The 21,469-nt window shown below is 50.4% G+C and carries 11 protein-coding genes; 4 read left to right on the forward strand and 7 right to left on the reverse strand.

Translation table 11 applies throughout. The features are described from left to right. Window positions 1-127 precede the first annotated feature (127 nt). The 3 genes from HY774_27025 to HY774_27035 all read left to right on the forward strand — a co-directional run bounded on the left by HY774_27025 (window position 128) and on the right by HY774_27035 (window position 2,036). Entirely contained in the window at window positions 128-370 is a 243-nt protein-coding gene (locus HY774_27025) for a hypothetical protein (GenBank protein ID MBI4752157.1), read from the forward strand. Window positions 371-702: 332 nt separating this feature from the next. After that, on the forward strand, window positions 703-1,317 hold the full coding sequence (locus HY774_27030; protein ID MBI4752158.1) for a hypothetical protein: 615 nt from the start codon (window positions 703-705) through the stop codon (window positions 1,315-1,317). Window positions 1,318-1,733: 416 nt separating this feature from the next. Further along, entirely contained in the window at window positions 1,734-2,036 is a 303-nt protein-coding gene (locus HY774_27035; protein MBI4752159.1) for a type II toxin-antitoxin system HicB family antitoxin, read from the forward strand. A 256-nt stretch (window positions 2,037-2,292) separates the two neighbouring features. Here the strand turns inward: HY774_27035 and HY774_27040 are convergent, their stop codons facing one another. From HY774_27040 to HY774_27070, 7 genes are all read right to left on the reverse strand, one after another. Next, a complete protein-coding gene (locus HY774_27040) occupies window positions 2,293-3,996 on the reverse strand; it encodes a hypothetical protein (GenBank protein ID MBI4752160.1) in 1,704 nt (567 codons plus the stop codon). A gap of 954 nt (window positions 3,997-4,950) precedes the next feature. Next, on the reverse strand, window positions 4,951-7,068 hold the full coding sequence (locus HY774_27045; GenBank protein ID MBI4752161.1) for a hypothetical protein: 2,118 nt from the start codon (window positions 7,066-7,068) through the stop codon (window positions 4,951-4,953). Between the two features lie 274 nt (window positions 7,069-7,342). Further along, window positions 7,343-9,100: a hypothetical protein gene (locus tag HY774_27050; GenBank protein MBI4752162.1), complete on the reverse strand. Its 1,758-nt coding sequence runs from the start codon at window positions 9,098-9,100 to the stop codon at window positions 7,343-7,345. A 291-nt stretch (window positions 9,101-9,391) separates the two neighbouring features. Beyond that, window positions 9,392-9,739 (reverse strand): response regulator transcription factor, encoded by a 348-nt coding sequence (locus HY774_27055; GenBank protein ID MBI4752163.1) that lies wholly within the window; start codon window positions 9,737-9,739, stop codon window positions 9,392-9,394. A 132-nt stretch (window positions 9,740-9,871) separates the two neighbouring features. Further along, window positions 9,872-10,528 carry a response regulator transcription factor gene (locus HY774_27060; protein ID MBI4752164.1) on the reverse strand — a complete coding sequence of 219 codons (657 nt, stop codon included), beginning with the start codon at window positions 10,526-10,528 and terminating at the stop codon, window positions 9,872-9,874. Then, window positions 10,525-13,503: a hypothetical protein gene (locus tag HY774_27065; protein ID MBI4752165.1), complete on the reverse strand. Its 2,979-nt coding sequence runs from the start codon at window positions 13,501-13,503 to the stop codon at window positions 10,525-10,527. The genes HY774_27060 and HY774_27065 overlap by 4 nt, the downstream gene beginning before the upstream one ends. Before the next feature lie 250 nt (window positions 13,504-13,753). Further along, on the reverse strand, window positions 13,754-19,834 hold the full coding sequence (locus HY774_27070; GenBank protein MBI4752166.1) for a DUF4132 domain-containing protein: 6,081 nt from the start codon (window positions 19,832-19,834) through the stop codon (window positions 13,754-13,756). Window positions 19,835-20,206: 372 nt separating this feature from the next. Between HY774_27070 and HY774_27075 the strand changes: the two genes are divergently transcribed. After that, complete coding sequence (locus tag HY774_27075; protein MBI4752167.1) at window positions 20,207-21,100, forward strand: DMT family transporter; 894 nt, start codon at window positions 20,207-20,209, stop codon at window positions 21,098-21,100. Window positions 21,101-21,469 lie beyond the last annotated feature (369 nt).

The raw sequence follows: 21,469 nt of genomic DNA on the forward strand, positions 1-21,469 counted from the left end.
TCAGGTGAATGGTCCCTGGAAGTACCAGCTCTCGGAAATTTACTTTACCCCAGAGGTTGATGCCGAAGTCAAACGACTTGCTCAGTTAGCGGCATAAACCAACGGTTTTTGACTGTTCCAATCCCATGTGGACCGATTTAGTCACGTTGACTTGGCGAAACCACTTAAGACCCTAACTGATTTATTAAGACAGGGAGGAAATCTTGGCGCCCATTTTGATGAAAACCAAGAAGTCGATGAACAAACTGCACTGGCCACTCTTGAGCTTATAGAATATCTTCTTGAATATATTTTCACATTACCAGAACTCATTAATACATTGGAGCAACGCATTAATCAACTAAATATATCGAGTCATCCCTCTCCGTGACCCACTTAACTTTCTTCTTTCAGGAAAGATATTTTGCAGCTAACAAATTCTTTTCTATAGCCTTTCAGATAAATATTTCCCGGGTTGGGATTCAATGAGCCCTCAGAAATCATTGAAAACTTTGGATTTATCTTCTGTGTATTCCGTGTATTCAGTGGTTTCTTTAACTGAAAATCTGATAGAAGATAAAAACCTTGAGCCTCCATATTCGGCAAGAAAAGGTCTCCGAATGAAATCTTTATGGTCCAGTGCCATGCGGGGTGAGATTGTTTTCCGCCCCTGATTCCGGTTACTGCGAAAATTTGTCACCTTATTGCCTCCCAGTTGTTTCAATGACAGGAGTTCAAGATCTTTCTAACCAATTTAACAAACAAGGATGTATAACTATGAGCCTGAACCATTGGAACTATTTTTTATCGATTGAGCAAGACGCTATTGGATTGAGCCGCTACATTGAGTTTTGTAAACAAAATTATAAAACCTATTCTATTGAGATTGCACGAATCCTTATGGCATCAACTCAAGAAATTGATGTGTTAATGAAGCAACTCTGCCAGCAAACAGGATTGAGCGCGTCTAACGAAGGGGACTACCGACGACATATTGCGACACAGTTTCCAAAGCTTCCAAATATCGAGATTAATTTACCAAGGTACGAGTTATCATTTACCCCTTTTGAAGAATGGGCTAATAATAAAACTCCTGTTTGGTGGACAGCCAATAATAAAGTAAAACACCAAAGACATACACACTATGAATATGCCTCGCTCGAAAACCTATTGAATTCCTTGTGTGGGTTAATGGTCTCTAATTTGTATTTTTATAGGGATGATTTAGAGAATGAGGGAATATACCCCGGAGCAAAACTACTTGTTCCAAAAGATCTTATCTCTGGAGTCTCCCCAACAATTTTTGGACTAGAACCAAATTATCGATTACCCAAATAATCTGTGAAAATTGCAGAATTCAGTGAAAAAGAAATTCTTCGGTTGTTGGATCCCAAACACCAATCAAAAATGGCTCAACTCGAAGTGGCCTTAAATGCTCTGGGGCTTCAACTTGTCATTGGGGTCCGAGATGCAGCCTGAGTTATCTTGAACTCCATCGCCAGTTTCCAGGTCGTGAATTTTATGTTTTTCACACCAGCCGTGAATCGCTCGACATCACGGTACGGAAAAGGCTTGGAATACGGCTATGACCTGAGGGTAACTTTATGAAAGGCAGTGAGTTTGTCCGCAAAGTCAAAAAGGTGGGTCGAAAACGCGGTGTGGCGGTGTACTTCGAATCAGAACGGGGTAAAGGAAGTCACGGGACGCTTTCTTGGCCTGACTTTGGCTGACCTCACAGATGAATAGGGATTCTTATGTTTCGTTTTCTGTATTCCGTCAATTTAGTTCCTGAACCTGTAGGTGGATTTGTAGTGACATTTCCAGATTTTCCCGAAGCCATCACCCAGGGTGAAAATGTTTCCGATTCATTGAAACAAGCGGCGGATTGTCTTGAAGAAGCCGTTGCAGGCCGGATCCGCCGTGGACAAACGATCCCCATTCCGGGTCCAATCGCCGAAAGTGGGTTTTCAGTCTCGCTTTCCGCTTTGTTTTCAGCCAAAGCGGCGCTCTATTTAAAAATGAAATCAGACCATGTGAGTTCAAGCGATGGAATTTAGGCCCGGAGGGTCGTCGTTTAATAGCCGTGGTGCGAAACACAACACAGGCAATCGGGTGGCTTCCAAACTCACCACGGTAGGATTCGGGTTTTATCCTGACTGTGTCCGTGGGCTTCGCACCACGGCTATTACACGACGACCCTTCGGGCCTTAAAACTCAAACCAGGGCTGAAGAAGTCGGGTTGAAGAAATTGGGTTTATTTCATCCCTCATCCCTCATCCCTCATCCCTTCGATTGCCCCAAGCCCTGGTTTTCTCAGCCCTGGTTTTTCTTCACCAAACTGCCGTAGATCTTTTCCCGGTATTCGCGTTCCTTGGCGAAGTCCCCCAGGCGGAAATAGGCGTCCGACATTCGCAACATCACATATCGGCCTGCCGGGTCTTTTAAGGCCGCTTCGTAATGTAGAATTGCGCCTGCCGGGTTTCCAGCCAGAAAAGCGGCGTCTCCGGCGCGTTCGTGCCAGTGCCACTCCGGTAGTCCCAGCAGTTTCATCCGTTCAGCCATCCGCGAAGCATACCGCTCGGCGTCGGTATAATTGTTTTTCCACAACAACACAAAGAAGTACTGCTCACAAATCAGCCGCGTTTGTAATATTTCACGCCAGTCATCCGGGAATTTGCTCTTCAATTCGTTGACCACATCCGAACTGATTTCCGCTCCCCATAACCGTCGAAGCACGCTGTTTCGAAAATCATTTGTCAGGGTTTCAGCCGGAATCCGCAACCACTGTTGTGCTTCGTCGAGGTTTCCGCGAGCCGTGCCAATCATGGCCAGCGCCACCGACAATCTGATGTCCGTCTGGAAATTCACATACACGCTGCCAAGTCGGGCGTTGACTTCGTCCCATTGTTTCAAAGCGGAGAGCGCCAGCACTGCCGACAACCCGTAGATTTTCCCTCCGGGCGACAACTGCGCCGCCTGGTCATAACGTTCGAGCGCGGTTTTGGGTCGTCCGGCGGACATTGCTCCACAGCCTTGATTCCACAAGCACACCGCTTTGAGCAGGCGGAAATTTTCAGGCGAGGCGACTTTTTCAGCCTCAGCCTGTAGACACTGGCCAGCCAGCAATCCTTCGAGATATTTGTAGCTGCCTTCCTGTTTCATCTGTTTGACCGTAGCCGAGGAAATACCGAAATCCGAGAAATCAATTGCCGGAATCCACGTCGGACGCTGACGGATAGCCTGATAATAGTTGTTCCAGCGGTCCACGAAGAGCATCCGCCGCCCAGGCGCGACAAATGAGAGTTGTGTCACCGGTTTGTCTATGCTCACGCTCACATCATCAATGTAATAGGTGACGTTTGACTCGTCTTCCAAATCGCCAATGAAGGAAAACTTATCCACGGCGGAATTGGGCTTGCCCGGTACGTTGGTTTGCCGGGCGAGCGACACGACTGGAGTTTTTACCTGTCCTTCTTCAAAGATCTCCAGGCTGTAATGTCCTTCGTCAAAGTCGTAGGCCACATCCACCGTGTACCAGGTGAACGGCTTGACTGAAAACAGCTTCTGGCCTTCGCCATCCGGATGATGGAAGAGCACGCCGTTCTGAAGCTTGAGCCAGAAGGCAATCCCGTGTTTGCGCATGGTAAAAAACGCCGGACCAGCCAGGGCAATGTTAAACCCTTGCTCCGGATTGACAACCATCATCGCAAAATGGGCATAGAGCGTGCCTTTGCTTTGTTCGGGAAAGTAGCCCTGCAATTCGGGAAATTCGCCGTCACCGGCTACGTCGTGGAGTTCAACCGAGCGAAACCCGCTGAATTGATACTCGGTTGAAAGCGCCATGCTGCCTTTGGCGTTGTTAAACACCATAAAGGTATCGGGGCCGGTCGCGATGTTGTCATCATCAAACGAATATTGAACCAGCACATTTGACGGATGATCTTCCTGTTGGGCGTTAACACTTTGCGAGAAAAATCCACACATGAGCACAACCATCAGCACAAACCAGTATTTCACAGTTGACCTCCTGGGCCTGAACGAATAACCGGTTGATGAAAAAATTTGCAAGAACATCCGGGCTTGACCACAGACGTCATCTTTTCACCATTTCAGTTTTATTGTGCTGAAGGTTATAGCCCAGGATTGGTAAAAACAGAAGGAAGAAATCGACAAGGGGGCAAGGAGGGGCAAGGAGACACCGTTCACCTGTAGTTTTTTCTTTCTGTAAATTTTTCCGTGATGGATTCTTTCGGAAATTCAGGGGATTCCGTAAGGGCAACCGCATTAAATAAGATCAATCATTTCAATAAATTAAAAAGTTTACTCCTCGGATTCAGCCTGCGAAGCAGGTGGCAGACAATAGCCCCCGGTGCAACCGGGGGATCGGTCGGTTCTCTCCATAGCCGGCGAAGCAGGCGACAGAATGGGAATCCAGGGCGCTCCGGACTCAGCGGTATGTTATCTTAGCGTAAGTACTAAACCATTGAAAAAATTGCACTTCTCTCCAACCTTAACCCCGATACGCAACCCTGAATGGTATGACCCATCTTCTGTCACCTGCTGCGCAGGCTTGAATTTGGCGGCCTGCGGTTCCCCCGGTTACACCGGGGGCTACTCTCTTGTACCTGCTGCGCAGGTTGAAACCCTGAATTTCCAATTCATCGAATCCATCACGGAAAAATTTACAGAAAGAGTTTTTTTGGGGTTGCACCGCGAAGCGTTGCGTTTCGGATAGCCGGTCGGTTGACCGCTTTGGGCCTACCACCGGACCCAAAGGCCACCTCTTGTTTCTCCCCGCTTCGCCCGTGCGCCTTCAGGGGCGCGGGCAAAGCGGGGAGAGATGGAGAGAACGAACCCGTTTCCCGGTGGTAGCTCCCTGTAGCCGAGCAACCACCGGCTCTCCGAACGGCAGCCTTTCAGGATGCTCAAGCCAACCTTTCCGCAACGGAGTTGAATTCTCAACAAAAATCATCAATTCAGAGGTACGGCCAGGACTGAGTAGTTCAATTGTCCGTCAACCTGGTGAATCAGCATTTTGCCGTCAACTACATCACCGGCTAAAAACGAAGCCTTTCCGTTCCACAACACCGGTTCGTCGCCCCGCGTGATGCGGACCGAATCAGAAATTTTCACCGCTTCTTTCAACACTTCGCCGTCTTTGTTGATTTTCATGGCCCAGGTTGAATCGAAATTGCCATCAACACCAGTCTTCTCGGCATTGAGGGTGTGTGTCCACCGCTCCCACAACACGATATAGTTTCCATCAGCCAGACGAACCATTTTTGGACGCGATGCACTGTATTTTTCATCCCCGCCATAGTGCGTGAGATAGGTTCGCCCAATCAGATTAAACCCATCACGTTCCGGCGAAGATTTCATGCTGTTCAAAATATCATCCAGGACCGGTTTGCTTTCTGGTTTATCCGCCAGGGCATCTATTTCCTGGGCAAACCCTTTTTTAATCCGAATCACCATCAGATTCCGGTTGCGCAACGTTTCAGCCTGTGAAGTCTTTCCGCTGACGCTCTTGCCGATAATGGATTCACTGTTATTTCCAGCAATCAGAATCAAATACCCGTCATCCGCCTGGGTCAGCGAACCCAACTGGGTAAAACATTCGTTGCCATCGGTGGTGGTGGCATAAAAGAAGTGGAAAATCAGCGGATTTGACCGAGTGTGCAGATAATTGGCCATCAGGAGCCCGCTGTCGCTGCGTTCGGCGGTGATGATGCCTTCGTCTGAAACCAGCAACTGGCTATCAAAACTGTGGGCCATTGCGGCGCCATTCAAGTTTTCAACTGGTTCACCGGTTTTGGCATTCAGCGTTCGCCAGTAGGCATTTTGGTGCCGACCACTGATGGCTTTATCCCACTCAGTTGCACCACCATAGAAAGCAAAAATAATCGGCGTTCCTTTATAGGTCGTGAACCCAATGCGGCTGGTTGAAGAATGCGAATCATGACCCGCAATCCGGCCTTTTTCTTCGGCTTTGCGGTTGGGTGACATCGGCGAAACAAATCCGAACGCGTTTCCACCTTTTTTGGCTAAATCCCTGGTCCAAAGCTCTTTCCCGTCTTTATCGAGTTTGGTCAGCTTCATCATATCCGGGCGGTCCCAGGTTGGATCGGATTCGCCTTTGTCATTTTTGGGAGGATCAGGCTGGTCTTTGGTGTCGTGGTCGCCTTCATCTTTGGCTCGCAGAACGTAGATATTGCCTTCCGGATCTTCGGTAAACCCGGCCAGCAGTTGATGTTCATTTGGGTTGACGCCAGGAACTTCCTTCGTCCAGGTTTTGGTCCCGTTTGAAGTAAAGCGCGTCAGGAACACACGTGGCGGAGTGCCCATATCGCGCCAGGCAACATCAAGTGAACCATCCGCTTTGACAAATGACGTGATGTTTGGAGGCTTGACGTTGAGGGCATCACTCCAGGGTGGATTCTGGTCTTCGCGCGGGTCGTAGGGTCGGTTGCCAAACTCATTTTCCTTGAGCAGAAAAGCCTTGCCTTTCAACACACTCGCACAAATCAAATAGTCATCGTTTTCGCCCGGTTTTTTGCAAATCCCGATGTATTTGAGTTTGGCATGGCGCAGGTCGCGAATGGCATCAAAGTTGCGGTCGGCGGCCCACCACATCACGGTGCGTTCAGCCGGCTTGCCGCTTCCCTGGCGGAAAACTTCAATTTTGAAGAGCTTGTTTTGCGACTCCCCTTTCAATTGACTTGCCAGTGTGACCAGATCGGCGTCCCATTCCAAAGCCGGGAGTTTTTCGGCCTCCGAAACCATCGTTTTCAGGTCTTCGACGTTTTGGAGGCGCGTCTTTCCATTGATCACATCTTTGGTAAAGATGTCGCTAGTTTCATAGCCCGGATCTTGCTCGCTCACCATTTTGGTGATGGCTTCCGGCATTTCACCGGGAGTGGCCCGAAGCTGGTTGATGGTGTCAAATAACTTTTTGACATCAGCCGGAGGCTGGCTGGCTGGCTCAGGTTTGTTTTGGGCACTGACACCAGCCAGCGGTGTCACCAGGCTGATACCAAATACCAGTATCGCCAAAGCAACCAACAATTTGGCAAACACAAAGCGTGGCATAGTTCTCTCCTCAAGGTTCTATAGCATTTCGGAAACTGATTTCTGTTCAGAGTTCAAGCTTTAGGGGCTGTAAAAATACAACTTCCCGTTTTTATCGAAGGTCACCCAGAGAGATCGAATTTCAGATCAAGTAACCACGAAAAACACGAAAAACACGAAAAAGAAATCCAAAGATGTCAATAGGCTCTGAGTTTGTGTCGCGGAAACAGCCAGGTAATTCAATCAAATAAGCTTAGCGAACTACTGACTACTGACTACTGACTACAAACTGGCATTAGTTCTGATCCTTCCACTCGCCGATTTTGAAACTGGCAGCCGTCGGCTTTTTCCCGTCGCGGGTGGTGATGCTGAGCTGGAGCTTGTCCAGTTTGAGCAGGTACACGCCCTGATAGAAAAATTCGGTTCCGGGAACGGGCTTCTCACCCAGGTTCTTTTCATCTTTGAGGTGTTCGGCCAGCTCGGATTCAGAAATACCGAGCTCCGGCGAGAGCAAAATCACGTCCTTGCCATCTTCAAGATCCAGAATCGAATCGTTTCCGCCATCTGGCCGGATCACAAACGTGTCTTTTCCATCTTTACCGTAAGAAGCGACCTGACTGTTGTCACCGCGCATTTCATCATCGCCGGGGCCGCCGACCAGAATGTCATCGCCGCCACCTCCGGCAAACAAAAACGTGGCTTTTTTTCCGTTCTTCAATGTCACATCACCCGCAATCAAGGTGTCATTTCCACCATACCCCTGAATCAAAAAGGCTGGCGAACCATCCGGATAATGCATGGTCATTGCCTGTGATTTGCCAAGCTTAAACCCAAGAGCCACGGGTCCGGTGGCGCCTTTGAGTGCTGGAATCACATACCCAAGGTCAGCCAGTACGGCCAGATCCAGAATTGACAGCAAGTCGCCTCCGCCATCGGCCATCCGAGGCGTCATCCCATTGGCATCAACCACACTGCGTGAGAAATGCCCGCCCTGGGCGTCAACCGGATTCCCTTTATTGACTTTGACCGTCATCGGACCGGTGAATTGTCCGTTTTTGGTCTGTTTTTCATAAGCTTTTGCCGCTTCAGTAAACCCAAGCACGTGCAGCAGTTCGTGAATGGTCAGGGCCACCAGGCTTGCCTCTTTTTCATTCACGTCATTGATGCTCTTGGGGTTAAAGGCAATCCCTCCAGCGAGTGAAACCGAGCGGGTTTCTGTATTTTCTTCCCATTCAGATGGCCCCGCCGAAGCAAAGGCTTTCACGTTCGGATCCGCCACCACGGTGACAATCACTTCACGGTCATCGGCAATGAACCCAGTGAGAAATGCGGCGGCTTCTTCGAGTTGTTGCCGAACCGCAGGCGTAAATGATTTGTCGGCTTTTCCGTAGTCAAATGTAATCTTGAAACCGCTGCCAGACTCAGCAGGTGGTCGTTTTTTTGCTGGTTCAGCATGTTCATCGGGTTTGGGAACAGCCACTTTGACTTCGCCTTCGCTCCCGATATTGCCGTCAATATCCGGTTTTTTGCCCGAACGCGGTGCCGGCCAGCCCAACTCTTTGTATTCGGCTTCGGTGGCGTAGTGATGGGCCATGCCTTCAAACTTAAACATGCCAAGATCAATTTCGATGTCGAGGAACACCTTTCCTTTATCGAAAGCTTGCGAACCGACTCCGGTCACTTTGGCTTTAAACACTTTGTTGCCGGCGCCGTCTCCGAAATCAAAATCAAGCACCACATATACATTCTGCCCAACGGCTGGCGGTTCATACCTGGCAGTCGGCGTCGAAGCCGGCGATCCACCAGCCCACCCTTTTTGGGGGTCAATGTAATACACCATGCCTCCGGTCAAGCGTCCGTGGCGATAGCAAGTGTAAGGTTTGCCTTCGATTTGTATGTCGTAGGTATTTTTACCGCCAACCGTGACCACGGCGTACTCCCCATCGGCAACCTGCGCCGAAACGGTTGTTGAAAAGGCACACACACCGAGCACGATGATAACAAGATTGAGGAGCAATGTTCGAGAAATGGTCGTCCAGCAACGGGTAGTCATAGGGGCTTCCTTTCGGTTTCTTCGGCATCAGCAATTCTTTGTTTGGAGATTGGAAACGCTTTAGGCAATCTCAGTTTCCAAACAGCAACTCTTTGTTTGAGCGAAAACAAAGGGCTTACAGGTGTGAAAAAGCTGTAAGTTCTTTGGATTGATTCAAATAAAGAATTGCTGGTTTCCAAACAAAGAATTACTGTAAGTTTCCTGAGATATTGGGTTTGGTAAGTGTTTGATCTTTTTCGTGTTTTTCGTGTTTTTCGTGGTTAAAATGTCTGGAAATTTTCGGTAAGGTACTTAATGACTGGTCACGATTGATCGCAGCAGGAACAAATCGGATTTCGATACAAAGGCCGAGGCACCTGCGATGCGTGCTTCTTCGCGCAGGTATTCATCGTCATAGTTTGTAACGATACAAATGAGTGCTTCAGGGTAAGCGGATTTGATCTGGCGGGTTGTGGTCAGCCCGTCTACATCCTTGATTGACAAATCCATCAACACCCAATCCGGATGATGTTTTCGGTACAATTCAAATGCCTGGGAGCCATCTTCGGTCTCAAAGAGTTGATCCACCAGGTCTTCAACTTCGCCTTTGATGAGTTGTCTGACGTCGAAATTGTCTTCAATGATAAGTATGTTTGTCATGAGTCTCTGCCTTTGGGTGATGTGAGCAGAGTATGGACAAACACAAGCGGAATGAGAATTCGCAAGACTACACAGAATCGCTACGTAGAAGTACTTAAATTTTACGGATTATAGGGTTGGGGCTGCCTTCGTTTAAAACTTCTTCCGATTCTGGATGGCAAATTTCACCAGGGCGTGACTGCCGTGCAGGTCGAGTTTCTGGCAGATGTTGTTACGGTGGGTTTCAACCGTGCGCGGGCTGATATTGAGGTCTGAGGCAATTTCCTTGCTGGTTTTATAATCACCCAGCAATTTCAAAATCCGAAGCTCAGTCGGTGTCAACAGATCGAGTTCCCGGCGGCGAGGTTCCAGATTCGTCTTCGGTTCAAACCGGTTGAGGAGGTAATTCGTCATAGAAATACTCGTAAAGTATTTTCCATTGACCACAGCTTTGATACAGCTCACCACATCGTCAATCACACAATCCTTGAGAACATACCCTTTGGCGCCCAAATCGAGTGCGGCATGAAAGAGGTCTTCTTCGCTATGGATCGTCAGGAAAATAATCTCGACTTTTAACCGTTTGGCCACAATCGAACGGGCAACCTGAAGGCCATCCATCTTGGGCATATCAATATCGAGCACCACGACATCGGGCAACAGGGCTTCGACCCGCTCCAGTGCCGCCTGTCCATCCCCTACGTCACAAATCACCTTAAGCTGCGGATCGGTTTCGATGGTGTGGCGCAAACCCTGGCGCACAATGGGGTGGTCGTCGGCAATGATGATTCGAATCGGGGTGCTGCTCATAGATTCTCCTGGCTGAGGTCAACGGTAATCGTCACAGTGGTGCCTCTGCCGATTTCGGAAGTGATCGAATGGTTGCCTCCGAGCAATCGCGCCCGTTCGGCAATCCCAATCAAACCGAAACTTTGTTGTGTGGTCAACCTGGTATCGGTGAGGTCAAACCCTTTTCCATTGTCTTCGATGGTCACCACCACCGACTGTTTCACCCGTTTGATTGAGATATGCGCCTGTGTTGCCTGGGCATGCTTGACAATGTTGTTCACACTTTCCTGAATGATCCGATAAAACAGGATTTCAGAGTCTTTCGAAAAGACATCGTCAAGCTCATCAATTTCAACAATTACCCTGGTTTCACCGGGCGGAAACACCTTGCCGAGCATTGATTTGAGCGTGCGGGTGAGACCGATTTTATCCAGCAGATATGGCCGAAGATTAAACGAAATTTCGCGCAATTCCTCGATGGCCTGGGTGGCGGCCATTGAGATGCCGTCGAGCTGGTTTTCCTTGTTTTCGAGATCATCATCCGGTTTTAATCCCAGGCGGGCGCGGTTTTTGATAATCACCAGCGATTGCCCCAACGAATCGTGGAGTTCGGCGGCAATGCGTTTGCGCTCCAGTTCCTGTGAATCAATCAGCTTGCGGGAAAAGGCTTCCTGCTCACGGTGTTTTTCTTCAATTTGGGCCAATCGAAACCGAAACACGAGAAAGACCACCGAACTGAGCATTCCAAACACCAGACTGTAAAACCACCACGTCTGGTAAAAAAACGGGAGCACTTTCACTTTGACGGTTGCCGGCTCAATGGCCCAGGCCCCATCGCGATTGGCTGCTTTAACCTGGAAGGTGTATTCGCCCGCCGGTAAATAGGAATAGTAGGCCGTGCGTCGCGTCCCGGCTTCGATCCAGTCTGGATCCCAACCCTCAAGTTTAAATTTGAATTTGACCTGATTTGAATCAATGAAACTCAAGCCGGTATATTGGATTTCCAGGTTGTTTTGATATGGATCAATCCGAATGGCCGTGTGTGGACTTTTGATGGCCGATTGAAAATTGTCGTTGGGAATCGGCGTTCGATCAATCGAGAATTCTTCGATCAAGACCAACGGAGGCAGAGGATTGACAGTTACTTTTTCCGGATCAATCACTGCGATTCCCTGAGCCATCGGGAACCACATTTTTCCATCGCGGGCTTTGATTCCGGCTGGCTGGCGTCCACCATTTCCCTCGATATTGATTAAGCCATCTTTCTTCCCATAAGCAATTGAATTCAGGAACTTTGTTTTCCCCTCGGCAAAGTCGTTGAGTTCCTGTTTCCGAACCCGGTAGATTCCCTGGTTGGAATTCATCCAAAACCAGCCACGACTGTCCTCCAGAATGCAGAACACCCCGTTGCTATGCAGCCCGTTAAACATGGTGAAGCGGGTAAACTGACCGTCAAAATATCGGGTCAATCCGCCATCATAGCTGCCAATCCAGAGCAGGCCATCGGTGTCTTCATACAGACAGCGGGTATAGTTGCTGGCCAGGCCGTCTTTTTCAGTAAAGGCACGAATCACTCCATTTTCCAGGCAGGCAATCCCGCCACGGGTGCCAACCCAAAGTTTGCCGTCTCTGGCCTGAATGAGCGCCACAATGAAGTTATCCGGCAAGCCATCCGAAGTTGTAAAAACCCTCACTTGACCCGAGCTAAAGTGGACAAGTCCCTTTCCGGTGCCAAACCACATGGCGCCATCGGTGGTCTGTGAGATGACGTTGACACCATTCAACTTGAATCCAGGTCGGTTGGCGGCGGTGAAAATGACCGGGGTTTCATGTTCCAAATAATAGGTGTTCTCATCATTCCCAACCCAAATGGTTCCGCTTTGGGCTTCAAAGAGGGCTGAGTAATGTGGAAATTCGTTGCTGCCCACAACGGTTGAAAAGTCACCGTTATGAAACTTCATTAAACTAAACGGCCAGCCCCCAAACCAGATGGCACCGTTTCGATCTTCCAAAATCGGATAGACATTATCACTCTCTAATCCATCTTTTTTTGAATAGATCTCGACGCTTTGAAGATAAAAATGATGCAGCCCTTTTTCAGTACCGACCCACACCCCGCCTTCACGGTCAACAACCAGGTTGCGACCAATGTTGTTGAGCATCCCATCCTGATCAGTGAACTGGCGAAATTTCTCAGCGGTCAGCGCGCCCGAATGGACTTCGCTGGCCTCAATCCGAAGTACCCCTTCATTAAAGGTTTTAAACCACAGATTCCCGGCCTGGTCCTCAAGACACCCCCAAAGACCAGTCACCGGAGATTCAAACCGTTCGATTCGATTGCCTTGAACCCGATAAATATCTTTCAACCCGGTGGTCAACCAGAAATGTCCAAATCGGTCCTCATACACGGATTTGGTTTTTCCGGAAGGCAACGTGGAATAGGTTTCCCGCCGGCCATCCTTTACCCGATGAAAATCGAGCCCATCCAACATCCAGTATCCACCTGACCGATCAACATACAGAATTTCAGTGCCGGGAATCATTCCCGGCAACTCAAACGGAACCAGTTTCCCATCTCGAAATTGGAAGGTTTGTCGGGTTTCAATCTTGTAAAAGAGGATGCTGCCGTGCCCATCATCCACCAGGTTCCGGCGTGGCCAGTATTGGGGATCGTTCGGATTTAAAACCGCAGTGAAAGCACCCTGTTTGTAATACAAAAGCCGGCCATCCTCAGTGGTAATCCATAACCGGCCACTTCGGTCCTCAAGTATCTGGCTGATGCGATTACTGCCAAGCCCCTCACTATTTGCCTTGTTGAAGACTTTGAATTTCACGCCGTCAAACCGCACCAGGCCATCCGTGGTTCCAAACCACAGGTATCCATCGCGGGTTTGCACCAGGCTGGTGATGGAGTTTTGTGGGAGTCCGTTTTCCGTCGTCCAGGTGTCAATATAGTACTGTGCCTTGACCGTCAGCGGACAAAAAGAAGCGATCAAGATTCCGAGGATGAAGAACGCAGAGCACACGTTACACATTGACAAGATGGATGGCAAATACAGATAAAATTTGGGCTTAGAGGGTTGAAGGTATTGATTTTTCGGAAATGAAAATGAACTTACTTCGAAATATTGAACCACAGAGGACACAGAGGAACACAGAGGCAAATCACTAAATCGGAATTCCTCTGTGCTCCGCTGTGTCCTCTGTAGTGAGATTGTCTTTTGAGTCGTGCCTACGCCACAAATATCACTCGACTTCTTCGTAGTCCGGTTTGTCGCCCTGTTTGATACGTTCCCAAACTTCGGCAAACAACTCGTGATACGGTCGAAGCGGCAACAGTTTATTGAGCTTGACCACGGTTTGAACGCCCTGCGGCAGCTTGCGTCGCTCGACACCATACATGGCCAGCTTCCAGGTTTCAATCGGCAAATGTGGTGCTTTGAGGGCAGTCCATCCACCTGGGAGAAAATGAGCCCGCCCGGCGCGTTCGCGTTTGGCTTCCAGGAGCAGGTTGGCCTTGACCAGTTCTTCAGCCGCTTTTTTGTATTGGGCAGCCGTCCAGCCATTCCATTTTTGGATATTTTTGGTGGTGGGTTCAGCCAGTGCCAGGGTTTGGAGGTACAACATGGCGGCATTTTCTGAAAGGCTCAGGGTTTGCTGGGCTTCCTGGACCAGCTCCGGCACGGAGTATTTGGGGTTGCATTCCCATTGGCCGACGGGGACTGGCGTTGACTTGATCCGGTCAACCATCGCCTGATAGCCAGTTGAGAAAAGCAATTCAATGCCGGAATGATCAAACTGTGAATAAAAATCAGGTGATTCTTTCAACTTTCGAATCTGGCTAAAGTCGGTCACCTGACTCGGACGATACGCCACTGAGATTGAGGCATAATACTCGGATATATGCCGGATGACTGCCACAATGGCCCCATTGTCACGCCCTTTCGGCGTTTTTTCAGCCGGAACATACGGTGTGGAGTACGCCTCCCCGCCAATCGCATTGAAATAGGCATCCACCTCAGCCTGCACTTTTTCCAGGTTTTGTTCTCTGACATTGAGGTGTTTATCGCCCAACGCGACCAGCAGCGCTGGGTTTTGAAGCCGTTTCCGGATCAGGTCCAGCACCTCAGCAAGGGTTGATCGAAATGGATCGCCGACCGGTAGGACTTCATACAAAAAGGGGATGTAGTTTGCTGCCGTCAAGGCCACGCCAAAGTGAAAATGGATATTTTGCCCAGGCTGGTTTTCTTCGGGCTCTTCATCTTCCAGTTCCAGATCCGCAAGAGGATTGGGCACAGCCAGTTTTGATGTGACATAGGCCGATTCATTGAAAAAGAACTCCGTGTCGTGCGTCAACAAAAGTGATTGAGCTGGGTTGACCACGGCCTCCAGCATCTGGCTGGGCTTGACTGCCAGTCGGTCAAAGAGAGCACTGACATGGGTCATCAATTCAACTGGAATGGAAACTCTGCGGCCAACCCGTTTGTTCCAGGCTTTGGCCAGACGGGCCACCGGGCTTTCTTCGTCAGTTGGCCCGGCCCCGAGTGGTTGCCAGAGGTGCTCCACATTGTCTGGAAAAGTTTCGGCATAGAGGTCAAGCCACTGGTTTTGCGGCAGCGTGTCTTTGATTTCGCGACGGGCGGCAACCGCTTCAGCGACCTTGAGACCCAGGCGCGTTCGCAAATCTTTGGGCAAGAAATTATCCGAGTACTCTTCAAACTTTGGACAGCCAAGCCACAACAAGGCAGCGGCTGATTTTGAAAGCCCGGTTCGATTGGCCAGGTCTTCCGCAATCGCCGGATCCCAGGCAACGGGGCCGCGTTTCTTCACGGTAGCGATCAGGATTTGAAGTTTTTCCGAGCTGAGGCGACCGCTATCGAGTTCCTGAGATCGTTCAATCGTGGTTTCGGGCAAAAGGTGAAATTCACCGCTGGCGGCATATTCAATGCCGGAAAAGTTAAATCGCTGGGTTTGATAGTTGCGAACGGTTTTGAGCAGATACCGATTGCCAGCATGGGTGACGAGCCGTTCCCCTTCCCTGGGGTCATCATACCGGTAGGTACCGACCGTGTCGGGGGTTCCTTTTTGTCCGGCAATAAATCGGATTTTTGTGCCTGGCTCAGCAAACATTGATTTTGACCAGAACTCCAGAAATTCAAGCAGCTTTTCGCGTAAACTCGCGTCCATTTCAAAAACCGCTGCTTTCAGAGCAAGGGTTGAAATCCGCCCAATCAGCGTTTCCCATTGGACTCGGGAATGAGCGGCTTTGCGTTCCACGGGGACGGCGGGATCCAGTTCTTCACGGAAAAACTGATCGGTTTCCACAAACTGGCGTCCCAGATTTTGCTCTTCCACTGACCAGCGTCCCCATCCAGCTTCAACCAGCGGCAGCAATGCCCCGGCTACCAAATTGCTAAAGGTCGGCAGGCTCGCAGAGAGATTTGGTTGATTCTCATCTGAGTCAGATTCACCGAGCACTTTTGAATATTTCCGCGCAATGTGCGCCGCCTGCGCCACCATACCCAAAATTCCACGTTGCAACCTGGGATGCGTGACCTCCGGCAAAACCTGATGGAGTGTTTCAAGCGTCTTCGGCAGCTTTGACAGGTCAAGTTCCACGTCATCATCATCTTCGTCATCGGTTTTTGGGCATTCGGTGCTGGCTGTTTGTACCAATTGCCGACAGGCTTCAGCCGAAATCCGCCGCAATGCTTCAGACCCCGCCTGGTCACGGACCTTGAGAAAATGCCACCAGACCAGTGGGAAAACAGCCGCAGTGCCTCTGGCTTCTTCTGGATTGAGTTTTGAGAATTCAATTGAGACCAGTTTGTGCTTCCCGGTTGGATCCCACAGACTGATCACGTTGTAGCTGGCAAGTACTGGCCGAAACAGGTCATCGCCCGGAAACTGAACGAGCCCTTGCGGGAAGTTATCTGTCGCAGATCTGAGATTGCCTTCAAAGCGCCGTCCATCAACACCTTCCAGTTCATACTCCTGGACCACATCTTCACTCTGGTGGGTATTTTCAATTTTCGGACAGCGGCCCCGAAATCCGGTGAGTCCATTCTTGGTGCCAAGCGGTGTTTGTTCTAATCCTTCCGGCAACGGTGCCAGGAAATGGTTGAGATAGGCAAAGATCAGTTTGTGTTCGGTTGTGAATTCTTCATAAAACTTTGGCAGTGACCAGCGCCCGCCTTCACCGGTGGCCGGGTCAAATTCGCGAAATGGCTTTCCGTCTTTGTGCTCGATGCGCCAGAAATGCTGCCCATCCGACAAAACCTTGTCCGTGATCGAGCCATACCCGAAATCAATTTTGGTGTCGCCGACTCGTAAAGTCGCCTGACCTTCGGTCGTTCCGCCACCTGGAACCGGCAAAGCCAGGGTTCCAATCTGGGAATTCCCGATATACCCAAGGTCAATTTGTTCCATTGGGTTACTGGTCCAGAAAGCTTTGGTGTGGTAACTCGAATCACGGTAGGCAACCAGTAGTTCGCCATCAATATACCGGCTATTCATCAAGTAAGCTTTCGCAGGTAAATTCAACTGCACTATCTTCACCCGACCCTTTGGACCCACCACAATCGCCTTTTGAGTATCACTGACAATGAGATAGGGGAAAGCTCCCATAAATCGAATGACTGGTTCTTTGACTCTGGTCGTTAGCTCTTCAACAGCGGCTTCCAGATCAGGCCATCCATATTCGTCCAGCACGCCGGCCTGCAAGGTCCGTGACAAAATAACCGCCGAATCAATCGCTTTGAGGCGGCTCGCAATTTCCGGGAATTCTTCAAGCACTTCAGGGGTAATAGCGGCTTCAAGCACGGTGACTTCGTCTGAGAAATCTTCGAGAAAAGCGGTTTCAAGCTCAGCGGCCTGGGTCTCATACCATAACCGACGGGCCTCGGTGAGACCTTTTTTGCCGTGGGCTGCCCGATGAAACTCGGAATTGCTGATGACCCCACCCACCCCCTGGATTAACAGTGGCCTGAACCGTGGCTCGGCAGCCGTATGAACCGGGTCGCGTCTCCATTCTCCTGACTTATCAGGTGGATTCAACCATTTGGCAAGGTCAATCGAAGACTTCGGTTGCGGGTCGTTGATTGGCACCCCAAGCTCCAGCGCCTGTTCCAGCAAGTCAAGGTCAATGTCAGATTGATAGTATTTTGTGGTGTCTAAGGTGATGGGTTGTCCTTCAGCGATGAGGCGCGGGGCCATCCGACGTAACAAACCAAACAATTCAAATGGCAGCCGGCTCCGGTATCCCGAAAAGGTGTGGCTGAGTTCGCGACTAAACCAGGCGGCAGCGCCCCCAACCGGACGACATTCTTCAGGGATTGTTTCCGCTGGGGCAATCACAGCCTCAAGGGCGCCGCATTCTTCAAGAAGTTCAAGCCACTGTTGATGAAATTTCAACTCATCATTTCCTTTTGGAAACAGGTTGAGCAGTATGCCTCGGATTTTGGGAGAGGTTTTGGCCAGAGCAAGGAGCGGTTTTCGATAAGCGGTCCAAAACTCAACCGGTGCTTTGGCCATAACTGGCGAATCCAAAAACTCTTCAAGCAGAACGCGCTCTTCAGCCTCAACATTCAACCCGGCGGCGGTCATCAGCGGTCGAATATCCTTGCCGACACTTCCCCAGGGAGGCAACCCGCCAAGCGTCCGTTTGACCACCAGATCCCGAAATGTTTTGTAGGCAATTTCCGGAGTAAAACCGCCCAGCAAATCTTTGGCATATTGCGAAAGCGCCTTCACCGTCAGCGCCCCGGCCAGGGCAAAATCAAGGAATGACGCCTGGCGTTGCTCTTCATCAATTTTCAGGGCGTGGACGCGCTCGGCTTCGCGGGCTTTGTTAAACGCCTGAGCAGCATAGGTTTGATTGCCGAGTTCAATGTAAATCCGTCCAACTTCTTCATAATAGGAAGGCAGGTAATGCGGCACCGAACGCCCCAGGCGCTCTCCGATTTGATCAAACCCATCTTTGGCGTGTCCGGGTTTGGATTTGGCGAGCCGTCCATGTTTTTTCATTTCCTTGACGACATCGAGCGCAAACGAAGCCCGATCCGGGTCATGAATGAGCGCCCAGCCAGGAAATCCAATCGCGCGCCGGCGCTGCAAGGCCAGTTCAGGTTTGATGTCCGGCGGGTCAAACCCAAGGACCTCCATCACACGGTCATCACCTCGGGATAAAACATCAGCCGACAGCCGAACCACGGTTTCTTCGGGCATCGCCGGGTGATGATATGTCCGGGCGCTGACGTGATCAACTGGTTCTTTGTCAGAAACCTGGCTTTCCACCAGAACCAGTCCGCCAGCGCGCAATGTGTCAGTCGTGGAAACCGAAATTGAACTACCAACCGCGATATTGACCGGCACCGGCGCCGAAGGTGCTGTGTCTGGCTCAGCCGTTTCCTCGGTGCTGGCCTCGCCTTCTTTTTTCTCAACTTTTCGAGCGGCATAAATCAGGCTGGCCATGCGATTGCCTTCTGAAAATGCGACCGGGCCGACATCGGCCAGTTTCAAGGTGCGCTCTTTGGCATCTACCCAGATCAACTCACCGGTGTAGGTCTCGGACTCAGGGTATTCGGCCCCAATCCAATATCGGGCCTCAACCAGTTTTCCACCTTCCCAGACTGGACCACAGGCCCAGCCGCCGCGAACTCGATAGCCGAGCTTTCGGCAGCGACCCAGAGCGTGATTAAGTTGTTCGAAATGCCCGTCTGAATAGATATTGAGGTTGGTGGTTGCGGCTGACAACGTGGTGGATTTGGGCCAGATTTCCCGAAAGACCTGTGAAATGCCCTGTTTAATGCCCAGATCGGTCAGCAAATCGCGAAAATCATTCAGTTCAGGAAGTAAAATCGGATGCGGGATCACGACCAGCGGCGTGTCAATCCAGAGCGTTTCGCCATCCAGGTTCACAACACCAATGCCTTTGGATTCATCCACGCCACGAAACAGTCCGGCCTGGTCTGGCGATACCTTTCCATCAAGGTCCACCGGCATCACAACGGTGTTTTCAAGCGGCGCCCGCCAGGCCCCGTCTGACCAAACCGCCTGCAGAATCCCGCGTGGAATCACCAGCGACCGGAGCATCCAGGCTTCGACGGTTTCGCGGCATTCGCGCTCGTGATTGGAAAGCCATTCCACGGCCTCCCGGAGTTGGTCAGCAACCTCGCCATCTTTGACGGCAGGTGGCACCGAACTCAAAAGTTGTCCTTTGGCATTGCGGCAGACCAGTTTTTTATCCCGGAGCGCCAGTGAATATCCATTTCCGGCATCAATCCAAACCAGACTTTGATCCGAAGACTGCGATTTCTGTTTCGCCATGACGGGTTTTCTCCTGAAATGAAGAGGGTAAATGAGGCGTGCTCGAATTATGGTGCGGGGCGAGTCTATCCAGAAAATAAAAACCACGAAACACTCGAATTACCAGAAAAACATCAATCCGTGAGTCTGCGCGTTTTTCGGGTAAAGGGTGTGGTTCGTGGTTCACTCGTTTTGAGTCAGCAGTAACGTAAGGGTTCATTACTCAGTAATTCACAATACGTCACAACCTGAACTGGAAGTTTCATTTTTTTGGAGTGCGGCGGCTTGACGCCGCTTTCCAAAACAGGTTGCAAAACCCGTGTCGTGCAACAACACTATCGGTTTTCTTTTCCCCAATGAATTTCGGTTCTTGTCTTTCTGGAGTGTTGTTGCGTGTCACAATCCCCATCCACCAAATCAGGCATCCAGACGCTCGCGATGAGTGCCTTTATGTTTAGCCTGATGAGTCTGGGGGTAAAGCTGGCCGGACGCCACCTCCCAAGTCAGCAAATCGTGGTCATCCGAACCATCATTTCCTTCATTTTGAGTTTTATTCTGATCTGGAGAGCCGGGATTCCAATCTGGGGCACCAATAAAAAGCTCCTGTTTTTGCGCGGCTTTTTCGGATTTTGCGGGTTGGATTGCTTTTTTTATTCGCTGTCGCAGCTTCCGATTGCCGAAGCCACGGTGCTCCAGTACACAAGTCCAATCTGGACGGCCTTGCTGGCGGCACTGGTCCTGAAAGAACGTATCTCTCCGTCGCTGCTGCTCTCAATCGGATTATGTCTGGTTGGACTGGTCTGTGTGACCCGTCCGCCGTTTCTCTTTGGGCAGACAGCAACCAGGGTGCCGACCTATGCCTACCTGGTCGGGTTCGCCGGTGCGTTTTTCAGTGCCTGCGCCTATGTCACGGTGCGTCACCTGAGTAAGCTTGAACACGAACTGGTGATTGTTTTTTACTTTCCGATGGTCGCATTGCCGTTCTCAATTCCGACCGTCTTTCCAATCAAAGTCATTCCGACCGCCATGGATTTGCTGATTGTGCTCGGGGTTGGTATTTGTGCCCAGATTGCCCAGGTCTATTTGACCCGAGGCATGAAGTTTTTACAGGCTGGACGCAGTGCTGCTGTGCTCTATCTTCAAATTGTGTTTGCCGCCGCGTGGGGCATTCTCTTTTTTCAGGAAGTGCCGACGCCCTGGACCATTTTTGGAGCAATTTTCATCTTGTGCGGAACCATTCTGGCCTCAATGCCGCCGGAAAAAGAAGTCTCCGCCACTGGCGCCTGAACCGGGTGAAGAATGAAGAAAGTGGTTAGTGGTTAGTGGTCAGTAATTGGTTCTTCTTCGAAAGTATTGATTTCTAATCACTAGCAACTAAGGGACTGTAAAAAATCAACTTCCCGTTTTCTTTTGGGAATCAGGCATTTGGATTGAGCATCCCGGAGGGCTGCCGTTCGGATAGCCGGTGGTTGCTCGGCTACAGGGAGCTACCACCGGGAACAGGTTCGTCCTCTCCAGTGCTCCCCCGCTTCGCCCGCGCCCCTGCGGGGCGCGGGCGAAGCGGGGGAGCAACAAGGGGTGACCTTTGGATCCGGTGGTAGGCCCAAAGCGGCCAACCGACCGGCTATCCGAACGGCAACGCTTCGCGGTGCAAGA

The sequence above is a fragment of the Acidobacteriota bacterium genome, assembly GCA_016208495.1.
Classification (GTDB): domain Bacteria; phylum Acidobacteriota; class Blastocatellia; order Chloracidobacteriales; family Chloracidobacteriaceae; genus JACQXX01.

Coding starts and splice junctions, on each gene's coding strand:
- HY774_27030 (MBI4752158.1), top strand. CDS start 703: ATGACAGGAGTTCAAGATCTTTCTAACCAATTTAACAAACAAGGATGT.
- HY774_27035 (MBI4752159.1), top strand. CDS start 1,734: ATGTTTCGTTTTCTGTATTCCGTCAATTTAGTTCCTGAACCTGTAGGT.
- HY774_27045 (MBI4752161.1), bottom strand. CDS start 7,068: ATGCCACGCTTTGTGTTTGCCAAATTGTTGGTTGCTTTGGCGATACTG.
- HY774_27050 (MBI4752162.1), bottom strand. CDS start 9,100: ATGACTACCCGTTGCTGGACGACCATTTCTCGAACATTGCTCCTCAAT.
- HY774_27055 (MBI4752163.1), bottom strand. CDS start 9,739: ATGACAAACATACTTATCATTGAAGACAATTTCGACGTCAGACAACTC.
- HY774_27060 (MBI4752164.1), bottom strand. CDS start 10,528: ATGAGCAGCACCCCGATTCGAATCATCATTGCCGACGACCACCCCATT.
- HY774_27070 (MBI4752166.1), bottom strand. CDS start 19,834: ATGGCGAAACAGAAATCGCAGTCTTCGGATCAAAGTCTGGTTTGGATT.